The sequence below is a fragment of the Gracilibacillus sp. JCM 18860 genome, assembly GCF_055395245.1.
This window is the reverse complement of record NZ_AP043868.1, coordinates 1,683,663-1,707,322: the sequence shown is the minus strand read 5'-3', so window position 1 is coordinate 1,707,322 and position 23,660 is coordinate 1,683,663. Positions and strand designations below refer to the sequence as shown.

Sequence of the window (23,660 nt, the reverse complement as noted above, 5' to 3'; positions counted from 1 at the left end):
ATATTCACCCTAAGGACATTTTGGAAAAGAAACGAGAGGGTAGAATGTTTATAACGTCAAGAGAAAAATTAATCATTGAATTAGTAATAAAAACTTCTGGTAAACACACACCACAGTCATTGGCCAATTACCTACAAGTTAGTGTAAGGACTGTTCAGCGTGATCTAAAAGCTGTGGAGAATATCTTACATTCCTTCGAGCTACAGCTGAAGCGAACACCCAATGATGGTTTAATGATTGATGGAAAAAATGAACATATTTTCAAACTGACCCAAAATTTATACCATGTCCATCCGACAGATGAAACACCAGAAGAAAAAAAATTACAGTTACTTATTACCTTATTACATGAAGGCTCTTTTTTTAAGACACAAGTGCTGGCAAAACAGCTCGGAATTAGTGTTACAAAGCTTTCTTCTTATCTGGATGATCTAACGAAATGGTTAGATAACTTTTCTATTGAATTGAATCGAAAAAGAGGTGTTGGTGTAAGCTTAGCTGGAAGAGAAGCAAATAAGCGTAAAGCTCTCGCTACCTATTTCTTATTTCATTTTCATGAAGAGTTATTAGAAAGCTTATATCTATTACAAAAGCATCACCTACTAGAAGGTCCGATACTAGGCTATTTTTCTTCTCAATATTTATTCACCATTGATGAAATGGTTCATCATTTATTTGACAAGGGGCAGACACGCTTAGCGGATAATGACTATTTAGGATTTATCGTCCACACGGCGATTACTCTCCAACGAGTAGAGAATCATTTTCTTTTAGAGGATGATGAACCAGTATTGTATGAGGAATCTACCCGAACCTTTCAACAAATTAGCCAACTAGCAGAACACATAAGATCGAAATTATCGATTCCGTTAGCTCATAAAGATGTTTATTATTTAGCTGTTGTTTTAAAAGGATCCAAATTGCAGGATTCGGATACAGTTGATTATGACAGTATTATGCTAGGGCAGCTGATTAGAAACATCATTCAAGATGTTTCCAAGCAACTTCACATTGATCTTTCTAAGGACTTTTCGTTATTCCAAGGATTGCTTGCTCATATGGAGCCCTCGATTTTTCGATTAAAGCATCAGATGGGCTTTTTTAATCCGTTAACCGAGGAAATAAAAAAGAAATATCCTATGTTATTTATGGCAGTTCGAAATAGTTTAGAGAAGGAATTTAATGATATCTCCTTTCCAGAGGATGAGATTGCCTTTATTGTGCTTCATTTCGGATCTGCATTATTAATGAATGAGGAAAAGACAGCGATACGTGCGGTTATTATCTGTCCTACAGGAATAGGTACATCTAAGATGCTAGCAAGCCGTATTCAGAAAGAATTTGCGGAAATTAACACAGTCGACATAAAATCAATTAAAGAAATAGAGAAATCGAAATTAAATGTGTTTGATATGGTTATTTCCACTGTAAAGCTTCCGTTTGATGATCTGAACTATATATTAGTATCACCACTATTAAACGACGAAGATATTCAAATGATAAGAAGCTTTTTGCAGCATAATATACGACAGTTAACAAGTAAAAATGAATATATGAAAAATAACAATAGCAAGAATTTTAACCTCCAGCCATCCAAATTGCAAGATGTGTTGCAGGAAATGGAGGAAGTACATTCTAGTATCGAAGCAATTCTGAATAACTTCCGTTTATACAGGAGATCGAACGCTGGATATTTGCAAGTATTAAGAGAGATGACCGAACGACTGGAACAAGCAGGGTTAGTCTCTAATGCAGAAGAAGTTTTACAAAAGTTAGCGGAAAGAGAAACAATGGGAGGATTGGGAATTCCTAATACCAATATGGGGCTTTATCATTGTCGATATGACGGTATTCAAGAACTTATTTTTCAAATATGTCATCTAGATCATCCTTGTGTCATTAAAGGAATGGATGGCACAGAAGTACAGTTAAAAAACCTACTATTGATGTTATCACCTGAAACGTTAAGTACAAAACAACAAGAAATACTAAGTCTCATAAGTACGAGTCTAATAGAAAGTGACGAGGCGATGATGATTTTTTCTTCTTCGAGTGAATCAATGATTAGAGAGAAATTAGAGGAGTTATTTTCAGACTACCTCGAAAATAAATGGATAAAGGAATGATTATAATGAAACAGACCGTCCACTTTGGTGCTGGAAACATTGGAAGAGGTTTTATTGGAGCTTTATTCTCTGAATCAGGTTACCATGTTACCTTTGTAGATATTGCAGAATCAATCATTCATTCTTTAAATGAACAGAAGAGCTACAAGGTAAAATTAGCAACAGACCAACATGAAACAACTACTATCAAGAATGTAGCGGGCTTAAATAACATGACACAGGAAAATAAGGTGATCGAGGAAATTACAGGTGCTACTTATTTGACTACTGCTATCGGACCGAATATTTTGCCTCGAATTGCACCACTTATTGCACGAGGTATCTCGGAACGAGTGTATCAAACAGATGAAAAGCTGTATGTGATTGCTTGTGAAAACCAGATAGGTGCAACTGACATATTGAAGCAGCACATATTAGATAATCTTGATGAAGACACAAAAGATAGACTAGCAGGGAGAGTATATTTCTTTAATTCTGCTGTCGATCGTATCGTTCCCATACAGGAAGATAATTCTTTAGATGTGTTGGTCGAACCATATTACGAGTGGGTAGTCGAGACGGAGGAAGAGATTCCGGAAGTTGAAGGGATGACTATCGTATCTGAGCTTGCCCCTTTTATTGAGAGAAAGTTATTTACCGTTAATACAGGGCATGCCGTCATTGCATACCTTGGCTACTTGAACGGGAAGTCAACCATTGATAAAACGTTAGCAGATGAAGCCATTAAAGAACAAGTCGAAGCAACATTAAAGGAAACTGGTGATTACTTAGTTAAACAGTATGGTTTAAAGGCAGATGAACATAACGAATATATTCAGAAAATAATTAAAAGGTTTAAAAATCCCTATCTTCAAGATGGGGTTACAAGAGTAGGGCGTGCACCGATCCGAAAATTAGGACCCGAGGATCGATTAATTCGCCCTGCAACAGAAGCGCAAAAAGCTGGTCTATCATTTACGAACTTAGCGAAGGCTATTGCTGCTGCACTATTATTTGATTATCAAGAGGACGAAGAAGCGATGAAGCTTCAATCAATGATCAAAGAAAACGGAATGGCGAAAGTGTTAGAGGATGTAAGTAAACTTCCTAAGGATAGTGACATTACACAAGAAGTTATCAAACAATATGCGTTATTAAAAGGGTAAATAAGGAACGGTTCAGTATCGTCTTGCTGGACCGTTTTTTTAGATCCTGGTTACTCCTCCTCATTTTCAATATTTACTCTCTTTCTTTTCCTAGTATTGTCCATTTTCTTATGCAAATGGATACACATCAGTCCATTACGAAGATTTGCGCTTACACGGTCCTTTCTCACAGCGAAAGGGAGGTCTATTTTTCTTGAAAAATCTCCTTGTAATATTTCTTGATGATGCATCTTGCCACTTTGTTTGATGGGAGATAGCTGTCCTCGTATTTCCAAGACATACTCGTCTACATATACTTCTATTTGCTTACTATTTTCCATACCGGGTAAACTAATATAACCAATCAATTCATTGTCTAGCTCGTATAAATTAATTGCTGGGATGGGAGGTTTGATAATATGCTCAAACTCATTCCAAAAGTTCCCACCGAAGAATTGATCCATATTATTTTTCCATTCGTGCATTTGCTGAAATGGATCCATCATTTTCCCTCCATTTTGTACTATGATAAGTAAGTTTTATATGATAAAATGATTCCGCCTAATTGTTATTATGTTATGTTAGAGAAATGATCCTGTTCCTTTAAGGAGGTATTTTTATGCTAGAAAATGCACTTATAATGGTTACGATTATTATGGCTATTAATATCGTGTATGTATCCTTATCGACATTACGTGTTATTCTTACATTAAAAGGAAGAAGATATATTGCGGGAACGATTGGTACATTTGAAATTGTCATTTATACCCTCGGACTTGGGTTAGTGTTAGATAATCTTGGAGAAATACAAAATCTAATTGCTTATGGGCTAGGCTATGGACTTGGTGTGATAATAGGGTCAATGATTGAAGAAAAACTGGCACTTGGTTATATTACCGTTAATGTTATTTCATCGAATCCAGACATTTCCTTTACGAAACAGCTCAGAGCAAAAGGCTATGGCGTCACCAGCTGGTATGCTTATGGAATGGATGGTGACCGTTTATCAATGCAAATACTATCACCAAGAAAATATGAGCTTCATCTTTATGAAACAATTAAATCTATTGATCCCAAAGCATTTATTATTGCTTACGAACCGAAGCAAATTCACGGAGGCTTCTGGGTGAAGCAAGTAAGAAAGGGGAAGATCAGAAAAAGTATCGAAAAAGAAGAACAAAAACAATCAGAAGAAATACTTTCAAGTGAAGAAAAATGAAACCATTGCTAGCTGTTTAGAACGGATAAAGCAAGAGGGCTATCAACCGATTAGAAGAATAGAAAAGCCGATCTTTGAAGAGGTAGGTAGCAAAATCCAACCAATTGATCGAATCATACAATTTGAAGCCATTTTGTCAAAACACGAACGTTAATTTAATTATGTTAATTAACGTTCGATTTTTTATTGACAAGAGGGAAATGGACTTGTTATCATATGTGTAGAGTTAAAAAATCTTACAATTGAAAATGATGACCTCATATAATTTGGGAATATGGCCCAAGAGTTTCTACCCATCACCGTAAAAGATGGACTATGAGGGAAGATGTAAAAAAGCGTTAGGAGTTTGCTTTTACGGGGTGATCGATAAGGAACGAAATGTTCGGAAAAATGAATGAGCATCTAACCTGTAAAAGAAACGAGATTAAATGGCAAAAAAGTTACACTTCAGCCTATTCATCTTCTCTTATTACAGGAGGAGACCGAATAGGCTTTTTATTTTACGTTAGGAAAGTATAAAATTTCTACACAGTAGCTTTCGACGTAGTTGAAATTTTAAGGTGACAAGTATAAGCAAAACTAGGCATTCGCCAAAGGACGAGCGAATGCGAGATTTTTCTAATGTACTTAAATATAGAAGAAAGAGGGGAAAGTATGGCACAAGTAGGAGTTATAATGGGGAGCATCTCCGACTGGGAAACGATGAAGCATACATGTGAGGTATTAGATGAATTAGGTATTTCCTATGAAAAAGAAGTGATTTCTGCACACCGTACCCCAGAGGATATGTTTCAATATGCAGAAAATGCAAGAGACAAGGGCTTAAAAATAATCATTGCTGGTGCTGGTGGGGCAGCACATTTGCCAGGTATGGTTGCTGCCAAAACGACATTGCCTGTCATTGGTGTTCCTGTCCAAACCAAAAGCTTAAACGGTCTTGATTCATTATTATCCATTGTACAAATGCCAGGTGGTGTTCCGGTTGCCACAGTTGCCATTGGTAAGGCTGGTGCTAAGAATGCAGGGATATTAGCTACACAAATGATTGGGGCATTTGATCAACAAGTGGCAGCTACATTAGCAAATTATCAAGTACAGATGCGCGAGAAGGTAGCAGAAATGAGGGAAGAACTTGCAGAACAATAGATTATTATTTGGACGAACGATCGGTATTATCGGTGGAGGACAACTTGGCAGAATGATGACTACCGTCGCAAAGCATATGGGTTACCATGTGATTGTACTAGATCCAACTCCTAATTGCCCAACTGCACAAGTTTCAGGTGGACAAATTGTCGCAGCATATGACGATATGAATGCCATAAAGGAGCTTGCTGAGAAATGTGACGTTGTTACCTATGAATTTGAAAATGTCGATTTAACAGCAGCAGAGTTTTTAGAAGCAAAGGGGATTTTGCCACAGGGTGCCAATTCTCTAAAGGTGACTCAGGATCGTGAATTAGAGAAAAAGGCAATGGTAGACAGCAACCAGCCTGTTGCTGAATTTGCAATCGTACAAACAGTACAACAATTAGAGAAGGCAGTCGAAAAGCTTGGCTATCCTTCTGTAGTAAAAACCTGTCGCGGAGGCTATGACGGAAAGGGACAAGTCAAATTAACCAATGAACGGGATATAAAGGAAGCATCAGAAATGCTGTCTGCAACAGATCGATTGATCGTAGAAAAATGGGTGCCATTTGATAAAGAAATCTCTATCGTTTTTACAAGGTCACAAGCAGGGGATATCAGTTATTTCCCAGTTGCAGAGAACATTCATCGCGATCATATATTACATGCAACGATCGCACCAGCTCGAGTAGCAGGTCATATTGCTGAAAAAGCTAAAAAGGCAGCAAAGGCCATTGCGGAAACAATCGGTGTTGTGGGAACTTTTGCTATCGAAATGTTCGTGGTAGGGGATGAGATATTGATTAATGAACTGGCCCCTCGGCCACACAACTCAGGACATTATACGATCGAGGCATGTAATGTATCACAGTTTGAACAGCATATTCGAGCAATCTGTGGACTACCACTAATCCCGGTTTATGCACATGGTGGAGCAGTGATGTTTAATTTACTAGGTAAGGATATAGAACCTTTTTTCCGTAAAATGGACGAATTAACTCCAGCACACGTGCACATGTACGGTAAAGAAGAAAATAAACCATTAAGAAAAATGGGACATGCAACCTTTATTGGGGACAATGCTTTAACCATATATAATGATTTAGTAGAAAAAAAGTTAATTGAATCGAATTAGGAGGAAGTCAGATGATTGAACGTTACACACGTGAGGAAATGGGTAAGATTTGGACTGATGAAAATCGTTTTAAGGCATGGCTAGAGGTAGAAATATTAGCATGTGAGGCATGGAGTGAGCTCGGATTTATCCCAAAGGAGGACGTCCAAAAAATTAGAGAAAATGCATCATTTAATGTCGAACGAATTTTTGAAATTGAGCAGGATACGCGTCATGATGTCGTTGCCTTTACTCGTGCTGTATCGGAAACATTAGGAGAAGAGCGTAAGTGGGTCCATTATGGACTAACTTCAACAGATGTTGTCGATACAGCCTTATCTTATATGCTAAAACAAGCGAATCAAATTATTCGCCGGGATATTGTTCGCTTTATTGATATCTTAAAGGAAAAAGCAATCGAGCATAAACACACCGTCATGATGGGACGTACGCATGGTGTGCACGCAGAGCCGACAACCTTTGGTTTGAAAATGGCACTATGGTATGAAGAAATGAAGCGAAACCTCGAACGATTTGATGCTGCAGCAAAGGTTATGGAAACTGGAAAGCTTTCTGGAGCAGTGGGAACATATGCAAACATTGATCCATTTGTTGAAAAATATGTGTGTGAAAACTTAGGGCTTTCTCCTGCACCTGTATCAACACAAACGTTACAGCGTGATCGACACGCACAATACATGTCCACAATCGCTTTGATTGCCACATCCATTGAAAAATTCGCTACAGAAATTCGTGGATTACAAAAAACAGAAACACGTGAAGTGGAGGAGTTTTTTGCGAAGGGTCAAAAAGGTTCATCTGCTATGCCACATAAACGGAATCCGATCGGTTCGGAGAATATGACGGGAATGGCCCGTGTCATTCGTGGTTATATGATGACAAGCTATGAAAATGTATCATTATGGCATGAACGTGATATTTCTCACTCATCTGCAGAGCGTGTCATCCTTCCAGATGCTACGATTGCACTCAATTATATGCTCAATCGATTTAGTAATATTGTGAAGAATCTAACCGTATTTCCAGAAAATATGAAGCGCAATATCGACCGAACCTATGGCGTTATTTTCTCACAACGTGTGCTGCTTTCCTTGATTGATCAAGGAATGAGCCGTGAAGAGGCTTATGATATGGTTCAACCAAATGCCATGAAAGCATGGGAAACAGCTACTCCTTTCCGTGAGTTGATTGAGAAGGAGGAACGAATTACGAGCACATTGACAAAGGAGCAATTAGACGATTGCTTCGATTATACGTATCATTTGAAAAATGTTGATCAAATTTTCAAAAAAATCGGCTTAGCATAAGGAGTGAGTAAGAATGAAGGACAAGCTGTTATATGAAGGAAAAGCAAAGCAAGTTTTTACAGTAAAGGATAGCGATGAATTACTCGTCCTATCCTATAAAAATGATGCAACAGCCTTTAATGGAGAGAAAAAGGCAAACTTTGAAGGCAAAGGTCGCTACAATAATCTAATCTCTGCTAAAGTGTTCGAATATCTCCGGAAAAATGGCGTGAACAGCCATTTTAAAGAAGCATTAAATGAAACAGAACAATTAGTAGAGAAAACAACAATTATTCCCCTAGAGGTAGTAGTGCGCAATGTAGCAGCGGGAAGTATTGTTCGCCGACTTGGAATAGAGGAGAAATCGACCTTTCATCCACCACTTGTTGAATTTTATTATAAAAAAGACGAGCTAGGCGATCCGTTTATTAGTGATAGCCACGCCTTACTTCTAACAGATGCTACAGAGGATGAGTTAGCTCAAATTAAACAAATGGCACTTCGTGTCAATGAAAAATTGCAAGCTTTTTTCAAAGAAATCCATCTACAGCTTGTTGACTTCAAATTAGAGTTTGGTCGCAATCAAACTGGTGAAATTATACTCTCGGATGAAGTAAGTCCTGACACGTGCCGTTTATGGGATGTAAGAACAGGAGAAAAAATGGACAAGGATGTTTTCAGAGAGGACCTAGGTGATCTCATATCTGTCTATGATCAAATATTAACTAGACTGGAGGCAATACAATGAAATTAGTAAAGGTGCATATTACATTAAAAGAGGGTGTCTTAGATCCTCAAGGTAAAGCGGTACAAGGATCTTTAAATACATTAGGCTATGAAAATATCGAAGAGGTACGTGTGGGGAAATATTTAGAGCTAACCGTTGCTGATGACGCCAATATTGAACACCAAATTGAAGAAATGTGCAGCAAGCTATTAGCCAATCCAGTTATCGAGAATTATAAATACACAGTGGAGGAGGGTGTTACACAGTGAAGTTTGCTGTTGTAGTGTTCCCGGGTTCCAACTGTGATCGAGATATGTACTATGCAGCCAAGGATGCACTTGGAGAAGAAGCCGAATTAGTTTGGTACCAAGAGGCCAAGCTTGATGGTTATGATGCCATTTTGATTCCTGGTGGCTTCTCTTATGGGGATTATTTACGATGTGGCGCCATTGCTTCGACGTCAGATATTGTCACACAGTTAAAAACACAAGCAGAAATTGGTGTACCCATCCTAGGAGTGTGTAATGGCTTCCAAATTTTATTAGAATCAGGTTTATTACCAGGTGCCATGTTACGTAATAAGAATTTGAAATTCATGTGTCATTTTGAGAATTTAGTCGTAGAAAATAATCAGACCATTTTCACAAGTGAGTATAAGCAAGGAGAAGTCATCTCTGTACCAATCGCTCACAATGAAGGAAACTATTATTGTGATGAAGCAACGCTTGCTAGATTAAAAGAAAATAATCAAATTGTGTTTACTTATCAAACTAATCCAAATGGTTCTGTAGCCGATATTGCAGGAATCACAAATGAGAAAGGGAATGTACTTGGCATGATGCCACACCCGGAGCGTGCAGTGGAAGCATTATTAAACAGTGCTGATGGGTTGAAACTATTCCAATCAATGTTAGCGAACTGGAGGGAAAATTATGTTGCAGGCGCCTGAAATCACCCCAGAATTGGTAGAAAAAGATAAAGTCTACCGTGAAATGGGTTTAACAGATAAAGAATACGACATGATTAAAGAAATTATGGGTCGTCGCCCGAATTTTACGGAGATTGGAATTTTCTCTGTTATGTGGTCAGAGCATTGTAGCTATAAAACCTCAAAGCCTTTATTGAAGAAATTCCCTACAGAAGGTAAGCAGGTAGTTCAAGGACCTGGGGAAGGTGCAGGTGTTGTCGATATTGGAGATGGACAGGGTGTCGTGTTTAAGGTAGAAAGTCATAATCACCCATCAGCAGTGGAGCCATATCAAGGAGCTGCAACTGGTGTAGGTGGTATAATTCGTGATGTCTTCTCAATGGGAGCCCGTCCGATTGCTTCTCTGAATTCCTTACGTTTTGGTAATTTAAATACAGGTCGAGTGAAATATCTATTCGAAGAAGTGGTACATGGAATTGCTGGTTATGGAAATTGTGTTGGGGTTCCAACTGTCGGTGGAGAGGTACAATTTGATGACAGTTATGAAGGGAATCCTCTAGTAAATGCTATGTGTGTCGGATTAATTGATACAAAGGATATTCAAAAAGGAATTGCCGCAGGTCTTGGTAATACCATTATGTATGTTGGGTCTAAAACAGGCCGTGACGGTATTCATGGGGCTACCTTTGCTTCTGAGGATCTGTCAGAAGACTCTGAAAGCAAACGCTCCAACGTACAGGTCGGGGACCCATTCATGGAAAAATTATTAATTGAAGCATGTTTGGAAGTCATTCATTCAGATGCTTTAGTTGGTATTCAGGATATGGGGGCAGCAGGGTTAACATCGTCTGCTAGTGAAATGGCAAGTAAGGCTGGAATGGGAATGGAAATGAATCTAGACTTAATCCCACAGCGTGAAGAAAATATGACAGCATATGAAATGATGCTCTCTGAATCTCAAGAGCGTATGCTCTTATGTGTGAAAAAAGGACAAGAGCAGGAGATCGTCGATATTTTCAGAAAATACGGACTAGAAGCGGTAGCGGTTGGAACGGTAACAGATGATAAAAAATTCCGTCTATTGCACAAAGGTGAAGTGGTTGCAGATATCCCTGTTGATAGTCTAGCAGAGGATGCACCGATTTTTTATAAAGAGTCTAAGGTACCCGCTTTTTATGAAGAAAATCAAAGCATGCCTTCATATAAACCGGTCATAGACGATTATGCCGCAATGCTTCGAAAGCTATTGCAACAGCCAACCATTGCAAGTAAAGAATATGTTTATGACCAATATGATTCCATGGTACAAGCAAATACGGTATTCTCTCCTGGGTCTGATGCTGCCGTTATTCGAGTACGTGGCTATGACAAAGCACTAGCGATGACCATTGACTGTAATTCTCGTTATATTCATTTAGACCCAGAGGTTGGTGGACAAATTGCTGTGGCCGAGGCGGCACGAAATATCGTTTGTTCTGGTGCAAAGCCGTTAGCGATCACGGATGGTTTGAATTTCGGAAATCCAGATAAACCAGAAAACTTTTGGCAAATGGAAAAAAGTGTAGATGGAATGAGTACAGCTTGCTCAAAGCTCGATACACCAGTTATTAGTGGAAATGTATCCTTATATAATGAATCAAACGGTCAAGCGATCTTTCCGACACCAATTGTTGGAATGGTAGGTTTACATGAATCACTTTCTCATATTACTCCATCCCATTTCCAAAATGATGGTGATCTAATTTATGTGATAGGGGAAGCATCAGCAGAATTCGGTGGAAGTGAACTGCAGAATATACTCGAGGGGAAATACTTCGGCAAAGCACCTACCATTGATTTAGATATAGAGACACAACGTCAATCCCAATTACTAGAAGCCATTCGTGCAGGTTTAGTCGTGTCTGCACATGATTTAGCAGAAGGTGGACTCGCTGTAGCTGTTACGGAAAGTCTATTTACTAAAAAAGGGTTTGGTGCAACAATCATGGTTGAGGGCGATTTAACTGCAGGATTATTTAGTGAAACTCAATCTCGTTTCTTAGTATCTGTGAACAAAGAAAATCGTGAAGCTTTTGAGAAAGCAGTGGCAGATGCGAAATGGATTGGATCGGTATCTCATAATGGGAAATTAGTAATAACTAATAATGGAGAAGAAATAATGCAGGAAGATGTGGAAGAATTACAACAATTGTGGAAAGGAGCTATCCCGTGCTTGCTGAAATCAAAGGCTTAAATGAGGAATGTGGAGTATTTGCTGTCTGGGGACATGAAAAAGCAGCAGAAATGACGTATTACGGTCTTCATGCTCTACAGCATCGTGGACAAGAAGGGGCTGGAATTGTCACAACTGATGGGAAGAAGCTCCATGTTCACAAAGGCGTTGGGCTTGTGAATGACGTTTTTTCAGAGGACAAGTTTTCCTCATTAAAAGGACATGCTGCCATTGGCCATGTACGTTATGCAACACAAGGTGGTGGAGGCTTTGAAAATGTTCAGCCACTTGTGTTCCGTTCTCAAAAAAATAGTATGGCTTTGGCTCATAATGGCAATTTGGTAAATGCCCATGCTTTGAAGAGTCAGCTCGAAGCACAAGGAAGCATTCTACAGACTACTTCTGATACGGAGGTTATTGCCCATTTAATTAAGCGGAGTGGAAATGTACCTTTAGAAGAAGCGATTGGTTCTGCGCTTAGTATGATAAAAGGAGCCTATGCTTTTTCGATTCTAACTGAGGAGCAAATGTTTATCGGTTTGGACCCACGAGGATTGCGTCCTTTATCCATTGGTCGTTTAGGTGATGCGTATGTCGTCGCATCAGAAACGTGCGCCTTTGATTTAATTGGTGCAACATATGAACGCGAAGTAAAGCCTGGTGAATTAATTGTTATCGATGCAGAAGGTTTTCGTTCGTTCCAATTCACCTCACCATTACAGCGAACATTATGTTCAATGGAATATGTCTATTTTTCAAGACCAGACAGTGACTTAAATGAATTAAATGTGCATGCAAGCAGAAAAACAATGGGAAAACAGCTTGCATTAGAAGCACCGATAGAAGCAGATGTGGTGACAGGTGTACCTGATTCCAGTATTTCCGCAGCAATTGGTTTCTCTGAAGCAGCAAGTATTCCATATGAACTCGGCCTTATTAAGAACCGCTATGTTGGTCGTACCTTTATTCAACCATCTCAAGAGCTACGCGAACAAGGGGTGAAAATGAAGCTATCTGCCGTTCGTGGTATTGTTGAAGGTAAGCGTGTAGTGATGGTCGATGACTCGATTGTACGTGGAACAACCAGTCGTAGAATTGTGCGGTTATTGAAGGAAGCTGGTGCGACAGAGGTCCATGTTCGAATTGCTTCACCGCCAATTCAAAATCCTTGTTATTATGGGATTGATACTTCGACAAAAGGGGAATTAATCGCATCTCATAACTCTATCGAAGAAATCCGTGAAATCATCGGTGCAGATAGCCTTGCATTTTTATCAACAGAAGGATTAGAAGCATCGATCGTTGCTGACCGTGATATAAAGGATCATGGTGTGTGCCAAGCATGTTTTACCGGAAATTATCCAACAGAGATATATCCTGACACGGTTATACCAGCTTATAAAGACTAAAGTGGCGGAAAACTGCTCATAAGTGGCGGGAATAAACAGAAAAGTGGCGGGAAACTACCCAAGAGTGGCGAAAAAAATTAAAAAAATGGCGGGTAAATGTATAAAAGTGACGGGTTTCTTATAGCTATTCATTTGCCCTCTAATATTAAAGGAGTATGACGATGAGTGATGTTTATAAAGACGCTGGAGTCGATGTCCACGCTGGTTATAAGGCTGTCGATTTAATGAAAAAACATATCGCTAAAACCAATCGTCCTGAAGTAATTGGAGGAGTTGGTGCGTTTGCTGGATTATTTGATCTGAGTAATTTTTCATATGAGGAACCAGTTCTAGTTTCTGGAACGGACGGTGTTGGTACAAAGCTGAAACTAGCATTTGCCCTAGATCAACATGATACAGTTGGAGTGGATCTTGTCGCGATGTGTGTGAACGATATTGTTGTACAAGGCGCAGACCCGTTATTTTTCCTTGATTACATTGCTTGTGGAAAAAATGAGCCAGAAAAAATAGAGCAAATCGTCAAAGGAATAGTCAATGGCTGTGTACAGAGCAATGCAGCACTTATTGGTGGAGAAACTGCTGAAATGCCTGGAATGTATGATGAAGGGGAATATGATTTAGCAGGCTTTGTCGTTGGAATGGCGGACAAAAAAAGAATTATTACAGGTGAGGATATTCAAGCTGGAGATAAAATCATTGGTATTCCATCATCAGGCGTCCACTCTAACGGTTTTTCATTAGTTCGAAAAATAATAGATGAGAATGGCTTACATTTGAATGAAACAATTGAAGAGCTAGGATCTACTCTTGGTGAAGCTTTATTAACTCCAACCAAAATTTATGTCAAAGCCATACAACAGCTTAAGTTAGACTTAACGATTAAAGGAATTAGCCATATAACAGGTGGCGGATTCTATGAAAATATTCCACGTGCACTTCCTAAAAATTTAGGTGTGAAGCTAGAAGAAGGTAGCTGGGAAGTACCAGCCATTTTTTCTTATTTACAAAAACAAGCCGATTTATCATTAACCGAAATGTATGGTGTATTTAATATGGGAATTGGTATGGCGATCATCGTAGAGGATCACGAAGCACATATGGCACTTCAGTTATTGGAAGACATCGGAGAAAAAGCTTATATTATCGGTGAGGTGACGAATGAATCTGGGGTGAGTTTTACAAATGAGTAAAGCAAAGTTAGCTGTTTTTGCATCAGGCACTGGAAGCAATTATGATGCTATCATCGAAGCAACTCAAAATGGTAAACTAGATGCAGAGGTTGTATTACTCGTCTGTGATAAACCGAATGCAAAGGTGTTAGACAAAGCAAGAGTAAACCAAACACCATTGTTTGTATTTGATCCAAAGCAATATGCAAGTAAGGAAATGTTTGAAGCAAAAATAGTCGAAGTATTGCAGGAAAAAGAAATTGATTGGATCATCTTAGCGGGATACATGCGTTTGATCGGTAACACCTTATTAGCACCATTTGAAGGTAAAATCATTAATATTCATCCATCATTGCTTCCAGCCTTTCCAGGACTTGATGCGGTTGGACAAGCATTTACGGCTGGTGTGAAGGTATCCGGTGTGACGATCCATTATGTTGATTCAGGAATGGATACTGGAAAAATCATCGCCCAAGATGCTGTTCATATCAAAGAAGGAATGACACAAGAGGATCTGCAGCAAGCCATTCAAAGAGTAGAACACAAGCTCTACCCAGAAACGATACAACAACTGATTTTGAAAGGGGAATAATGTTGAAAAAACGTGCATTGTTAAGTGTATCTGATAAAAGTAACTTAATTCCATTTGCAGAGGGCTTAGACAAATTAGGCTATGAATTAATCTCAACAGGTGGAACGTTAAAGGCATTAAAGGAGGCTGGTCTTCCAGCATTACCGGTTTCTGCCGTAACCAATTTCGAGGAAATTCTCGATGGACGTGTTAAAACACTCCATCCGTACATCCACGCAGGGCTTCTGGCTCGAAGAGATGAAGACTCCCATGTAAAGCAGCTAGAAGAACGTGATATTGCTCCAATTGATGTCGTAGTAGTGAATCTCTATCCGTTCAAAGAAACGATTGCTAAGCCAGATGTAACAGAAGAAGATGCGATCGAAAACATCGATATTGGTGGACCAACAATGCTTCGTGCAGCATCCAAAAACTTTCGTGATGTAACAGTGGTTGTTGACCCAGACGATTACCATGCTGTCTTAGAACAGCTTGGCAATAATGGTGGTACGGTAGAGTTTCGTAAAACATTAGCAGCAAAAGTTTTCCGTCATACGGCCAATTATGATGCGATGATTGCTCATTATTTTGTGGATATTACTGGTGAGGAGGATCCCGAAACCTTCACCCAAACATTTGAAAAAGTGCAAACCCTTCGCTATGGAGAAAATCCTCATCAGAAGGCTGCCTTTTACAAAACAGGGAATGTTAAAGGCGCATCCCTTGCGAATGCGAAACAATTACATGGAAAAGAGCTTTCTTATAATAATATCCAGGATGCCAATGCAGCTTTAGAAATTGTGCTAGATTTCGATGAGCAACCAGCAGCCGTTGCGGTCAAACATATGAACCCTTGTGGTGTTGGAATTGGTTCTAGCATTGAATCAGCATTCCAAAAGGCCTATGATGCGGATCCAGTTTCTATTTTTGGTGGCATTGTAGCATTGAATCGTGAAGTGGATGAGGCAACGGCCAATCTATTAAAGAATATTTTCTTAGAAATCGTCATCGCTCCAAGCTTTTCAGAGAAAGCATTTGAAATTTTAACCGTAAAGCCGAACATTCGTTTATTAGAAACACCAATGGAAGTGAATAGAGATGATTCGAAAAAAGTGGTAAGTGTCATTGGTGGATTACTCGTACAGGATCGTGATAATGGACGTGTGATTGCTGATGATTTAGAAGTAGTGACAGATCGAAAACCAGATGCAGAGGAAATCGATGATCTACTATTTGCATGGAATGTTGTGAAGCACGTGAAATCCAATGCGATTGTAGTAGCAAAAGATAATCAAACAGTTGGCGTAGGGGCAGGACAGATGAATCGGGTTGGTGCTGCAGCCATTGCATTTGAACAAGCTGGTGACAAGGCTAAAGGTGCTGTGCTTGCTTCAGACGCATTTTTCCCGATGCCGGATACGGTTGAAAATGCAGCAAAAGCAGGAATTAAAGCAATCATCCAACCAGGTGGTTCCAAACGTGACCAGGATTCTATCGATGAATGTAATAAACACGGAATTGCGATGGTATTTACTAAGATGCGTCACTTTAAGCATTAAGAAACAAGGATTCCCAAGTACTTGGGAATCCTTTCATATAGGAAGCATCATAAAAAGGAATTTAAGTTTTTTAACAAAGCCTATGCATATAAATTATAGGGAGTGATTGGATGAAGGTACTTGTAATTGGCAGTGGTGGAAGAGAACATATCATTGTAAAAAAGTTAAAAGAGAGTGAACGGGTAACGGAAATTTTTGCTGCACCAGGAAATGGTGGTATTGCAGAGGATGCCACCTGTGTCCCAATTAAAGATGATGCGATTCAGGAATTAGCCGCATTTGCAGAAGAAAACCAAATCGACTGGACAATTGTTGGGCCAGAAATTCCTCTTACTCTTGGTGTTGTCGATGCCTTTCGCGCAAAGAATTTGAAGATATTCGGTCCAACGAAGACTGCTGCAATCATTGAAGGAAGTAAGGATTTTGCCAAAGCATTTATGCAACAATACGATATTCCTACAGCAAAATATCAAACGTTTACGGATATAGAGAAAGCAAAAGCATACATAAAACAAGAAGGTGCACCTATTGTGATTAAAGCAGATGGACTTGCAGCAGGAAAAGGTGTCGTAGTCGCAATGGAAGAGCAAGAGGCATTTGATGCTGTAGAAAGCATGCTTGTAGGTAATCGCTTTGGTGAAGCTGGTAGTCGAGTTGTCATCGAGGAATTCTTGGATGGTAAGGAATTCTCTTTGTTCGCATTTGTGGATGGTGAGAATGTTTATCCAATGATTCCTGCGCGTGACCACAAGCGAGCTTATGATTATGACAAAGGACCGAATACTGGTGGAATGGGAGCATACTCACCAGTACCAGATCTAGATCCAAAGCATGTTGAATTTACTGTAGACAAAATCTTGAAACCAGCTGCAAAAGGAATGAAGCAAGAAGGTAGAACCTATACAGGCGTACTATATGGTGGATTAATTGAAACAAAAGAAGGTCCGAAGGTTATTGAATTCAATGCACGCTTCGGTGATCCAGAGACTCAAGTTGTTTTACCATTACTAGAGAATGATCTTATCCAAGTTATCGAAGACGTTACCGCAGGAAAAGATCCAAAGCTCCAATGGAAGGATGCTTATGCGATTGGAACGGTGGTAGCCTCTAAAGGGTATCCAGGAGCCTATGAAAAAAATGTGACACTCCCAGATTTAAAAAATGACAACAAAGTTTATGTCATCCATGCTGGTACAGAACGCTCAGAAGATGGTAATTTTCATTCAACAGGAGGTCGTGTTCTCCTAGTAGCTTCTATACAAGATACTCCTGAAAAAGCACAACAGCAAATCTATCAATATCTCGAAAAATTCGATCAAACAGATGCATTCTTTTATCGCAAGGATATTGGATTTATAAAATAATAACTAGTCCAAAAAACCGCAAAGATATCTTTGTGGTTTTTTTATGCGTGCTGCAAAGCTAATGACAAGCCACTATGAGTATGAGCGAAATCAAGTATGACATCGGGAAACTTTTGAACTGACAAGAAACTGTATAGAAGGTTGAATATGGACACAATGCTTTTTAATCCTATTAAAGCCAAAAGTGTCCATTTACAAATAGCGTATAATTTAAATCAAAGATGTTTCCGCTAAAGAGGAAAAAGTGTAGCTTAATAAAATGTAAGCACTTACCTATAATAAAAACAGAAAGGAGCAAATGAATTATGAAGCTACTAAGTAAAAGAGAGGTAGAAATTCTTCATTTGTTACGCAACAGTAAGGGGGTGCAAACAGGGAAAAGTCTTTCCTTGCTGTTAGAGGTTACAACAAGAACGATCAGAAATGACATGAAAAGCTTGAATGCAACCATCTCTAAGTATGGTGCAGAAATTGTGTCACACAAAGGAAAGGGGTATGAACTCCAAATATGGGAGGAGGCTGCTTTTGAAAATTTATACGCCGATCATATATCCATCATTCAAAACCACCCAGTTAAAAATGTTCACAGGCTGGAAAATGATGAAGTAGGAGAGCAAATTATTAAACAAATTCTAATGAATTGCTTAACAGACACTAGTGTATATCAAGAGGAGTTAGCAGAAGAGTTATTTATCAGTCTGTCCGCGTTAAAGAGCTATCTTTCACTAGTTAAAGCAAAGCTCTCAAATTATGGATTAGAGCTTGTAACAGATAGATTTAAGGGCATCAAAGTTACAGGAGAAGAGGATAAAATAAGATATTGTATTTCTCAATATTTATTCAATCATCAAAGTATTGGTGTGTACAATGATCTTTTTCCTGATAACGAGATTAAACGGTTAAAGGACATCACTTTGCACGTATTGTTAAGAAATCAGCTGAAATTAACAGATGTAGCACTAGAAAACCTCATTATTCACATCGAAATAACGATAAGAAGATATCTAAACAACAGACAATTAGACTATCAGCTGAATCTTACGGAAAGTTTGCAAGCTACGAAAGAATACAAAGTTGCCAATGAAATTATTCAACAGATAAAAGCAACATTAGACATCAATATTGAGCCAGAAATATTTTATATCACACAGCTTCTTCTTGCCAGTAGCAGACTATATAGGAAAGACATAGATGTTCAAGAATATAAACGAATGAACAACATGCTAGACACTGTACTTGATGAAATTAAAGAAAAAACATCGATTCAATTCAGTGGTGATCAGAAGCTGATTGAAGGATTAATCATCCATTTAAGTATCGCCCTAAAACGAATTGAGTATCAAATGAACATGAGAAATGAAGTGTTGAACAGCATCAAAAATAACTACCCGCTTGCATTCCAGCTTGCTGCAATTGCTAGTGGAAAAATTAGTGAACTAACCAATTTAGACATTGATGAAAATGAAATAGGATTTCTAGCCATTCATTTTGGAGTAGCTTTAGAGAAAAAAGGGTTAAATAATCAAGATATTAAGAAAATTCTGATTGTATGTGGCTCAGGTCTTGCTACCGCATCACTAATAAGGGAGAAAATATTAAATTATTATGGAGGTCAGGTAAGTGTGGTAGAGACGATCAGTTTAACAGAATTTAACCAACCCTTGTTAGATCAAGTAGATATAGTGGTTACAACGGTACCAATTGATATAGAGTCTGATAAAATTTTTACGGTTAGTCCAATCCTGAGTCACCATGATTTATCACTGATTAAGCGTAAAGTGATGGAAGATAGGCTTGAATCAGATGTAATTGAATTTGGCAATATTTTCAAAAGGGATCTTTTTGTGAAAAATATAGACCTGTCATCCAAAGAAGAAGTTCTAAGCTACATTACAACACTTATGCATGCTAAGCATTACATTGATGATTATACAAAACAATCTATATATGCAAGAGAAAGGATGGCTTCAACAGAGCTTAGTAATCTACTTGCCATTCCCCATCCGCTAGATAATAGTATGCAAGAGACTAGCATTGCTGTCTGCATTCTCAATAAACCGATTATTTGGGATAGAGAAAAGGTGCAAGTGGTGATCGTCTTAAGTGTACCAAAGGATAAACAAAAGACATGGGAAGTTATATTCAAACAGCTCTATCATTTTCTTATAGAAGAATTTGGAATAACAAATTTAATATCAACTTATGAATATGATGACTTTATTAGAAATTTAAGTAAGTACAAGGAGAAAAGCTTATGACCGAAACATATTTCACCAAGGATAATGTCCAATTTAATGTGGAGGTAAAGGATTGGGAGGATGCGATATATAAGAGTGTTGCATTATTAAGGAAGAATGGATTAGTTACAGAGAATTATGCAACAGAAGTAGTTAACAATGTAAAAAAATATGGACCGTATATCGTTTTGTCACCAGGTATAGCCATCCCTCATACCAGACCAGAAAATGGGGCATTAAAGGTGGGGATGAGTCTATTAACATTAAAAACACCAGTATATTTTAAAGACATATCAGCACCAGTCAAGATTATGATTAGCTTCTCAGCAACAGATAATGAAAAGCATCTCGAAATTATTAAAATAATAGTGAAAATTGTAGAAAACGGATTGATAGATAAAATATCATCTATGACATCATTAGCCGATTTAAATAATCTAATAGGAGATGATCTCTCATGAAAAAGGTCGCCCTAATTACAAGTGGTGGGGATGGGGCAGGTATTAATTCGACCATTTATATGCTTGCAAATCATCAGCAAATTAATCTATATGGTTTTCACGGTGGATATAATGGTATCCTCAGCAATGACCCTATTCATTTAACACCACAATTTGTTGATAATAAATCACTTGATGGTATCCATTATATTCAGACAGGCAGAAGCAATCTCCCTTATACACAAGAAGGAAGAGAGAGGCTACACCGAAAATTGAAGACTGAAGGATTTGACTGCTTAGTTGTGTGTGGTGGAAATGGTTCTCAGAAGGCAGCACAATTACTTCACCAAGAAGGTACAAACACAATTTTTGTACCAATGACAGTAGATAATGATGTAATTAGCAGTGATTATAGTATTGGTTTTGATACAGCACTTAATAAATTGATGGATCTGTTATACGGGCTTCACGACACTGCTGTTAATATGCCTGGGAGGATTTTTATGGTCGAGGTGTTGGGGGGGAATGCTGGTAATCTGGCATTAGAAAGTACAATTGCAGGTGCCGGAGATTTAGCAATCGTTCCAGAATACGCCACACAAAAGGATGTAATCGTAAAAAATGTCCAAAAAAAATTAAAACAAAAGCAATCCTTAATAATCGTTTGCTCAGAATCTGCCTATGAAGATAACAACTATCAATCCGGGAATCAAGGTGTATCGTTTGAAATCGCAGCAGCCATCGAGAAAGGAACCGGTATTAGAGTGAGAAAGTCAATAGTTGGCTTTTATATTCGAGCAGGTAGACCGTCTTTTAAGGATGCATCGATTGCAGCAAAGATAGGGGCAAAGGTAGCTTATTATGTGACAAATAACCAATTTGGTGTGATGGTCGGGGTACAAAATGATCATATACAGGCGATATCATTTCAAGAAATCAGAAAACAATTAAATCGGTTGCATCCTCAAACAGTTGAAGTTGCTAAACAATATAACAAGATAATCCATTAAAGGAGGTGAGAATATGTTACAAATATTAGTCGTATGTGGGGCAGGCTTAGGTAGTAGCTTTGCTTGTCAAATGAGTGTGGAAAGTGTCCTGCAAGATATCGGAGTTAAAGCATCTGTCGATCATTCAGATATTTCATCAGCTGCAGGAACAAGAGCTGACATTATTATTTCAGGTAAGAATTTTGAATCACAGTTTCAAAGATATGATTTACAAGTGGACCTGATTTTCCTAGATCGTCTTGTAGACAAAAAGGAAATTCAAGAAAAACTAGTACCCGTTTTAAAGGCAAAGGGAGCACTATAAACAAAGGGGGTTATCATATATGGGAGTCATTGATTTTATTATTAATAGCATCCTAACACAGGCTTCTATCACCATAGCATTAATTGCATTTGCTGGACTCTTATTACAACGAAAGCCTTTTGGTGAAATACTGTCAGGCAGTTTTAAGACAATGCTAGGCTTTCTTGTATTATCGGCAGGTTCATCGATCATTGTTGGTTCACTACTATATTTTGGTGATATATTCTCTGAAGGTTTTGGTATGGAAGGAATCGTGCCATCAATTGAAGCCATTAACGGACAAGCAATGAATGATTTAGGGTTGGGAAATCAAATTGCCTTAACCTTTTTAGCGATCTTTCTTTTTAATATTATTTTGGCTAGATTTACGAAATGGAAATATATCTTCTTAACAGGGCAAGCTTTATTGTGGATGGCGACAATGACAACTGTGTTTGGTAGTGCTGCAGGGTTTAGCGGGCTAGGATTAATACTTGTTGGTGGTTTAGTAGGCGGAATTTTCGCTGTGGCTATGCCTGCTATAGCACAACCAATAGTAAGAAAAGTTACTGGAACAGACGATATAGCCTTAGGTCATTTTTGTACAATTGGATATATATTTGCAGCAGGGGTTTCAAAAATTACCGGAAAAAATTCAGACTCTACAGAAAATATTAAATTTCCAAAAGGTTTAGGGTTCTTATCCGATACGTATCTTTCCGTGGCAATTGTAATGGTACCGTTATACGTTATTACTGCCATCTTTGCCGGTGCTGAATTCGGATCAGAGCTGTCAGGTGATGTAAATTATATTGTCTACGCTTTTTTGCAAGCTGTGCAATTTGTTGTAGGAGTTTATGTATTACTTGCTGGTGTTCGGTTATTATTAGCAGAAATCGTGCCTGCATTTAGAGGAATTGCTCTTAAGGTAGTTCCCGATGCAAAGCCAGCATTAGATTGTCCTGTATTATTCCCATATGCACCAAATGCGGTTACGGCAGGATTCATTACGACAACGATAGGTACAGTGATTGCAATGTTTGTTTTACCTTGGTTTGGCTTGGCAATGATTTTACCTGGAATGTTAACTAATTTCTTTGCCGGAGGAACAGCGGGTATCTTTATGAATGCAGTTGGTGGAAAAAGAGGTGTATTAATCGGTGGTATCGCGCATGGATTTTTTATTACTTTGCTCCCAGCACTATTAGTTCCACATTTTAATAACCTTGGATTTGTGAATACAACAGCAACAGATGTGGATACCGTGACAGCGGGACTATTTTTTGAATGGTTAATTCATCCGATCATGAATTTATTTGGATAAAGGGGGAAGTCGATGCCATTTTTTAAAAGGAATAAGAAAGAAAACAATGTGAAATCAGAAGTGCAGAAAGAAGTAAAAAAAGAGCATCTCACAGAGCAAATAGATAATTATTTATCAAAGCTAGAAAAAAACGAGAGTGAAGATCCTACCCACATCTTAAATATGCTTGGCAGTTTATATTTTGAAAAAGAAGATTACGATAATGCGATTAAGTATTATGAGGAAAGTATTGAACAAAGAAAGACGTTAGGGAAAGCTTTTACGGATTTAGTTAAACTTTACAATATTAAACGGAAAGAAGCTTCTCAAGAAGGTGATCGTGAAAAGGTCCAGGTATATTTACAGAAATCAGATGACCTTATGAAGCTAACAAAAGACACGATAAGGGGAAACATGTAGGAGGGCGTAC

Annotated in this window: 23 protein-coding genes and 1 riboswitch; of the genes, 22 read left to right on the top strand and 1 reads right to left on the bottom strand. The window is 38.3% G+C overall.

From position 1 onward, the window contains the following. Nucleotides 1-44: 44 nt before the first annotated feature. Nucleotides 45-2,126 carry a BglG family transcription antiterminator gene (locus tag ACZ5R4_RS08770; protein WP_109985812.1) on the top strand — a complete coding sequence of 694 codons (2,082 nt, stop codon included), beginning with the start codon at nt 45-47 and terminating at the stop codon, nt 2,124-2,126. Between the two features lie 5 nt (nt 2,127-2,131). Next, complete coding sequence (locus ACZ5R4_RS08765) at nt 2,132-3,271, top strand: mannitol-1-phosphate 5-dehydrogenase (protein ID WP_054788062.1); 1,140 nt, start codon at nt 2,132-2,134, stop codon at nt 3,269-3,271. 50 nt (nt 3,272-3,321) lie between these two features. Here ACZ5R4_RS08765 and ACZ5R4_RS08760 read toward each other — a convergent pair whose 3' ends face one another. After that, nucleotides 3,322-3,753 (bottom strand): Hsp20/alpha crystallin family protein, encoded by a 432-nt coding sequence (locus ACZ5R4_RS08760; RefSeq protein ID WP_054788026.1) that lies wholly within the window; start codon nt 3,751-3,753, stop codon nt 3,322-3,324. 116 nt (nt 3,754-3,869) lie between these two features. On the opposite strand from ACZ5R4_RS08760, the gene ACZ5R4_RS08755 reads away from it, so the two are divergent. The 20 genes from ACZ5R4_RS08755 to ACZ5R4_RS08660 all read left to right on the top strand — a co-directional run bounded on the left by ACZ5R4_RS08755 (nt 3,870) and on the right by ACZ5R4_RS08660 (nt 23,650). Beyond that, entirely contained in the window at nt 3,870-4,469 is a 600-nt protein-coding gene (locus ACZ5R4_RS08755) for a DUF5698 domain-containing protein (RefSeq protein ID WP_054860919.1), read from the top strand. Beyond that, nucleotides 4,456-4,623 carry an NETI motif-containing protein gene (locus ACZ5R4_RS08750; RefSeq protein WP_245902402.1) on the top strand — a complete coding sequence of 56 codons (168 nt, stop codon included), beginning with the start codon at nt 4,456-4,458 and terminating at the stop codon, nt 4,621-4,623. The genes ACZ5R4_RS08755 and ACZ5R4_RS08750 overlap by 14 nt, the downstream gene beginning before the upstream one ends. A gap of 83 nt (nt 4,624-4,706) precedes the next feature. Continuing rightward, a riboswitch (purine riboswitch) is annotated at nt 4,707-4,805 on the top strand. 318 nt (nt 4,806-5,123) lie between these two features. Beyond that, nucleotides 5,124-5,615, top strand: coding sequence for a 5-(carboxyamino)imidazole ribonucleotide mutase (gene purE / locus ACZ5R4_RS08745; protein ID WP_054788023.1), 492 nt, complete (start codon nt 5,124-5,126; stop codon nt 5,613-5,615). Continuing rightward, complete coding sequence (gene purK / locus ACZ5R4_RS08740; RefSeq protein WP_464368360.1) at nt 5,602-6,732, top strand: 5-(carboxyamino)imidazole ribonucleotide synthase; 1,131 nt, start codon at nt 5,602-5,604, stop codon at nt 6,730-6,732. Before purE ends, purK begins: the two co-directional genes overlap by 14 nt. A gap of 11 nt (nt 6,733-6,743) precedes the next feature. Beyond that, nucleotides 6,744-8,039 carry an adenylosuccinate lyase gene (gene purB / locus ACZ5R4_RS08735; protein WP_464368359.1) on the top strand — a complete coding sequence of 432 codons (1,296 nt, stop codon included), beginning with the start codon at nt 6,744-6,746 and terminating at the stop codon, nt 8,037-8,039. Between the two features lie 13 nt (nt 8,040-8,052). After that, nucleotides 8,053-8,766 carry a phosphoribosylaminoimidazolesuccinocarboxamide synthase gene (gene purC / locus ACZ5R4_RS08730; protein ID WP_277678899.1) on the top strand — a complete coding sequence of 238 codons (714 nt, stop codon included), beginning with the start codon at nt 8,053-8,055 and terminating at the stop codon, nt 8,764-8,766. Continuing rightward, nucleotides 8,763-9,014, top strand: a complete 252-nt coding sequence (gene purS / locus ACZ5R4_RS08725; RefSeq protein ID WP_054788022.1) for a phosphoribosylformylglycinamidine synthase subunit PurS — start codon at nt 8,763-8,765, stop codon at nt 9,012-9,014. Before purC ends, purS begins: the two co-directional genes overlap by 4 nt. Next, the gene (purQ, locus tag ACZ5R4_RS08720) at nt 9,011-9,694 is read left to right on the top strand and encodes a phosphoribosylformylglycinamidine synthase subunit PurQ (protein ID WP_054788021.1); all 684 of its coding nucleotides are present in this window, start codon (nt 9,011-9,013) and stop codon (nt 9,692-9,694) included. Before purS ends, purQ begins: the two co-directional genes overlap by 4 nt. After that, a complete protein-coding gene (gene purL / locus ACZ5R4_RS08715) occupies nt 9,678-11,906 on the top strand; it encodes a phosphoribosylformylglycinamidine synthase subunit PurL (RefSeq protein ID WP_464368358.1) in 2,229 nt (742 codons plus the stop codon). The genes purQ and purL overlap by 17 nt, the downstream gene beginning before the upstream one ends. Then, nucleotides 11,882-13,294 carry an amidophosphoribosyltransferase gene (purF, locus tag ACZ5R4_RS08710; RefSeq protein WP_277678901.1) on the top strand — a complete coding sequence of 471 codons (1,413 nt, stop codon included), beginning with the start codon at nt 11,882-11,884 and terminating at the stop codon, nt 13,292-13,294. Before purL ends, purF begins: the two co-directional genes overlap by 25 nt. Before the next feature lie 161 nt (nt 13,295-13,455). Next, nucleotides 13,456-14,484 (top strand): phosphoribosylformylglycinamidine cyclo-ligase, encoded by a 1,029-nt coding sequence (gene purM / locus ACZ5R4_RS08705; RefSeq protein ID WP_464368357.1) that lies wholly within the window; start codon nt 13,456-13,458, stop codon nt 14,482-14,484. Continuing rightward, a complete protein-coding gene (purN, locus tag ACZ5R4_RS08700) occupies nt 14,477-15,055 on the top strand; it encodes a phosphoribosylglycinamide formyltransferase (protein WP_054788019.1) in 579 nt (192 codons plus the stop codon). Before purM ends, purN begins: the two co-directional genes overlap by 8 nt. 2 nt (nt 15,056-15,057) lie before the next feature. Beyond that, on the top strand, nt 15,058-16,593 hold the full coding sequence (gene purH, locus ACZ5R4_RS08695; protein WP_277678903.1) for a bifunctional phosphoribosylaminoimidazolecarboxamide formyltransferase/IMP cyclohydrolase: 1,536 nt from the start codon (nt 15,058-15,060) through the stop codon (nt 16,591-16,593). Between the two features lie 110 nt (nt 16,594-16,703). Continuing rightward, nucleotides 16,704-17,957 carry a phosphoribosylamine--glycine ligase gene (gene purD, locus ACZ5R4_RS08690; RefSeq protein ID WP_054860927.1) on the top strand — a complete coding sequence of 418 codons (1,254 nt, stop codon included), beginning with the start codon at nt 16,704-16,706 and terminating at the stop codon, nt 17,955-17,957. Between the two features lie 305 nt (nt 17,958-18,262). Then, nucleotides 18,263-20,215 carry a BglG family transcription antiterminator gene (locus ACZ5R4_RS08685; protein ID WP_464368356.1) on the top strand — a complete coding sequence of 651 codons (1,953 nt, stop codon included), beginning with the start codon at nt 18,263-18,265 and terminating at the stop codon, nt 20,213-20,215. Next, the gene (locus tag ACZ5R4_RS08680; RefSeq protein WP_464368355.1) at nt 20,212-20,655 is read left to right on the top strand and encodes a PTS sugar transporter subunit IIA; all 444 of its coding nucleotides are present in this window, start codon (nt 20,212-20,214) and stop codon (nt 20,653-20,655) included. The genes ACZ5R4_RS08685 and ACZ5R4_RS08680 overlap by 4 nt, the downstream gene beginning before the upstream one ends. Beyond that, entirely contained in the window at nt 20,652-21,644 is a 993-nt protein-coding gene (locus ACZ5R4_RS08675) for a 6-phosphofructokinase (protein WP_109985823.1), read from the top strand. Before ACZ5R4_RS08680 ends, ACZ5R4_RS08675 begins: the two co-directional genes overlap by 4 nt. A gap of 13 nt (nt 21,645-21,657) precedes the next feature. Beyond that, nucleotides 21,658-21,948: a PTS sugar transporter subunit IIB gene (locus ACZ5R4_RS08670; protein WP_109985824.1), complete on the top strand. Its 291-nt coding sequence runs from the start codon at nt 21,658-21,660 to the stop codon at nt 21,946-21,948. A 19-nt stretch (nt 21,949-21,967) separates the two neighbouring features. Beyond that, on the top strand, nt 21,968-23,251 hold the full coding sequence (locus ACZ5R4_RS08665; RefSeq protein ID WP_109985825.1) for a PTS sugar transporter subunit IIC: 1,284 nt from the start codon (nt 21,968-21,970) through the stop codon (nt 23,249-23,251). A 12-nt stretch (nt 23,252-23,263) separates the two neighbouring features. Next, complete coding sequence (locus ACZ5R4_RS08660) at nt 23,264-23,650, top strand: tetratricopeptide repeat protein (protein ID WP_109985826.1); 387 nt, start codon at nt 23,264-23,266, stop codon at nt 23,648-23,650. The last annotated feature ends 10 nt before the right edge of the window (nt 23,651-23,660 follow it).

What these genes read in the sequence shown, in the direction of transcription:
- ACZ5R4_RS08770 (WP_109985812.1), top strand. Translation starts at nt 45, where the DNA reads ATGTTTATAACGTCAAGAGAAAAATTAATCATTGAATTAGTAATAAAA.
- ACZ5R4_RS08765 (WP_054788062.1), top strand. Translation starts at nt 2,132, where the DNA reads ATGAAACAGACCGTCCACTTTGGTGCTGGAAACATTGGAAGAGGTTTT.
- ACZ5R4_RS08760 (WP_054788026.1), bottom strand. Translation starts at nt 3,753, where the DNA reads ATGGATCCATTTCAGCAAATGCACGAATGGAAAAATAATATGGATCAA.
- ACZ5R4_RS08755 (WP_054860919.1), top strand. Translation starts at nt 3,870, where the DNA reads ATGCTAGAAAATGCACTTATAATGGTTACGATTATTATGGCTATTAAT.
- purE (WP_054788023.1), top strand. Translation starts at nt 5,124, where the DNA reads ATGGCACAAGTAGGAGTTATAATGGGGAGCATCTCCGACTGGGAAACG.
- purB (WP_464368359.1), top strand. Translation starts at nt 6,744, where the DNA reads ATGATTGAACGTTACACACGTGAGGAAATGGGTAAGATTTGGACTGAT.
- purC (WP_277678899.1), top strand. Translation starts at nt 8,053, where the DNA reads ATGAAGGACAAGCTGTTATATGAAGGAAAAGCAAAGCAAGTTTTTACA.
- purS (WP_054788022.1), top strand. Translation starts at nt 8,763, where the DNA reads ATGAAATTAGTAAAGGTGCATATTACATTAAAAGAGGGTGTCTTAGAT.
- purL (WP_464368358.1), top strand. Translation starts at nt 9,678, where the DNA reads ATGTTGCAGGCGCCTGAAATCACCCCAGAATTGGTAGAAAAAGATAAA.
- purM (WP_464368357.1), top strand. Translation starts at nt 13,456, where the DNA reads ATGAGTGATGTTTATAAAGACGCTGGAGTCGATGTCCACGCTGGTTAT.
- purN (WP_054788019.1), top strand. Translation starts at nt 14,477, where the DNA reads ATGAGTAAAGCAAAGTTAGCTGTTTTTGCATCAGGCACTGGAAGCAAT.
- purD (WP_054860927.1), top strand. Translation starts at nt 16,704, where the DNA reads ATGAAGGTACTTGTAATTGGCAGTGGTGGAAGAGAACATATCATTGTA.
- ACZ5R4_RS08685 (WP_464368356.1), top strand. Translation starts at nt 18,263, where the DNA reads ATGAAGCTACTAAGTAAAAGAGAGGTAGAAATTCTTCATTTGTTACGC.
- ACZ5R4_RS08680 (WP_464368355.1), top strand. Translation starts at nt 20,212, where the DNA reads ATGACCGAAACATATTTCACCAAGGATAATGTCCAATTTAATGTGGAG.
- ACZ5R4_RS08675 (WP_109985823.1), top strand. Translation starts at nt 20,652, where the DNA reads ATGAAAAAGGTCGCCCTAATTACAAGTGGTGGGGATGGGGCAGGTATT.
- ACZ5R4_RS08670 (WP_109985824.1), top strand. Translation starts at nt 21,658, where the DNA reads ATGTTACAAATATTAGTCGTATGTGGGGCAGGCTTAGGTAGTAGCTTT.
- ACZ5R4_RS08665 (WP_109985825.1), top strand. Translation starts at nt 21,968, where the DNA reads ATGGGAGTCATTGATTTTATTATTAATAGCATCCTAACACAGGCTTCT.
- ACZ5R4_RS08660 (WP_109985826.1), top strand. Translation starts at nt 23,264, where the DNA reads ATGCCATTTTTTAAAAGGAATAAGAAAGAAAACAATGTGAAATCAGAA.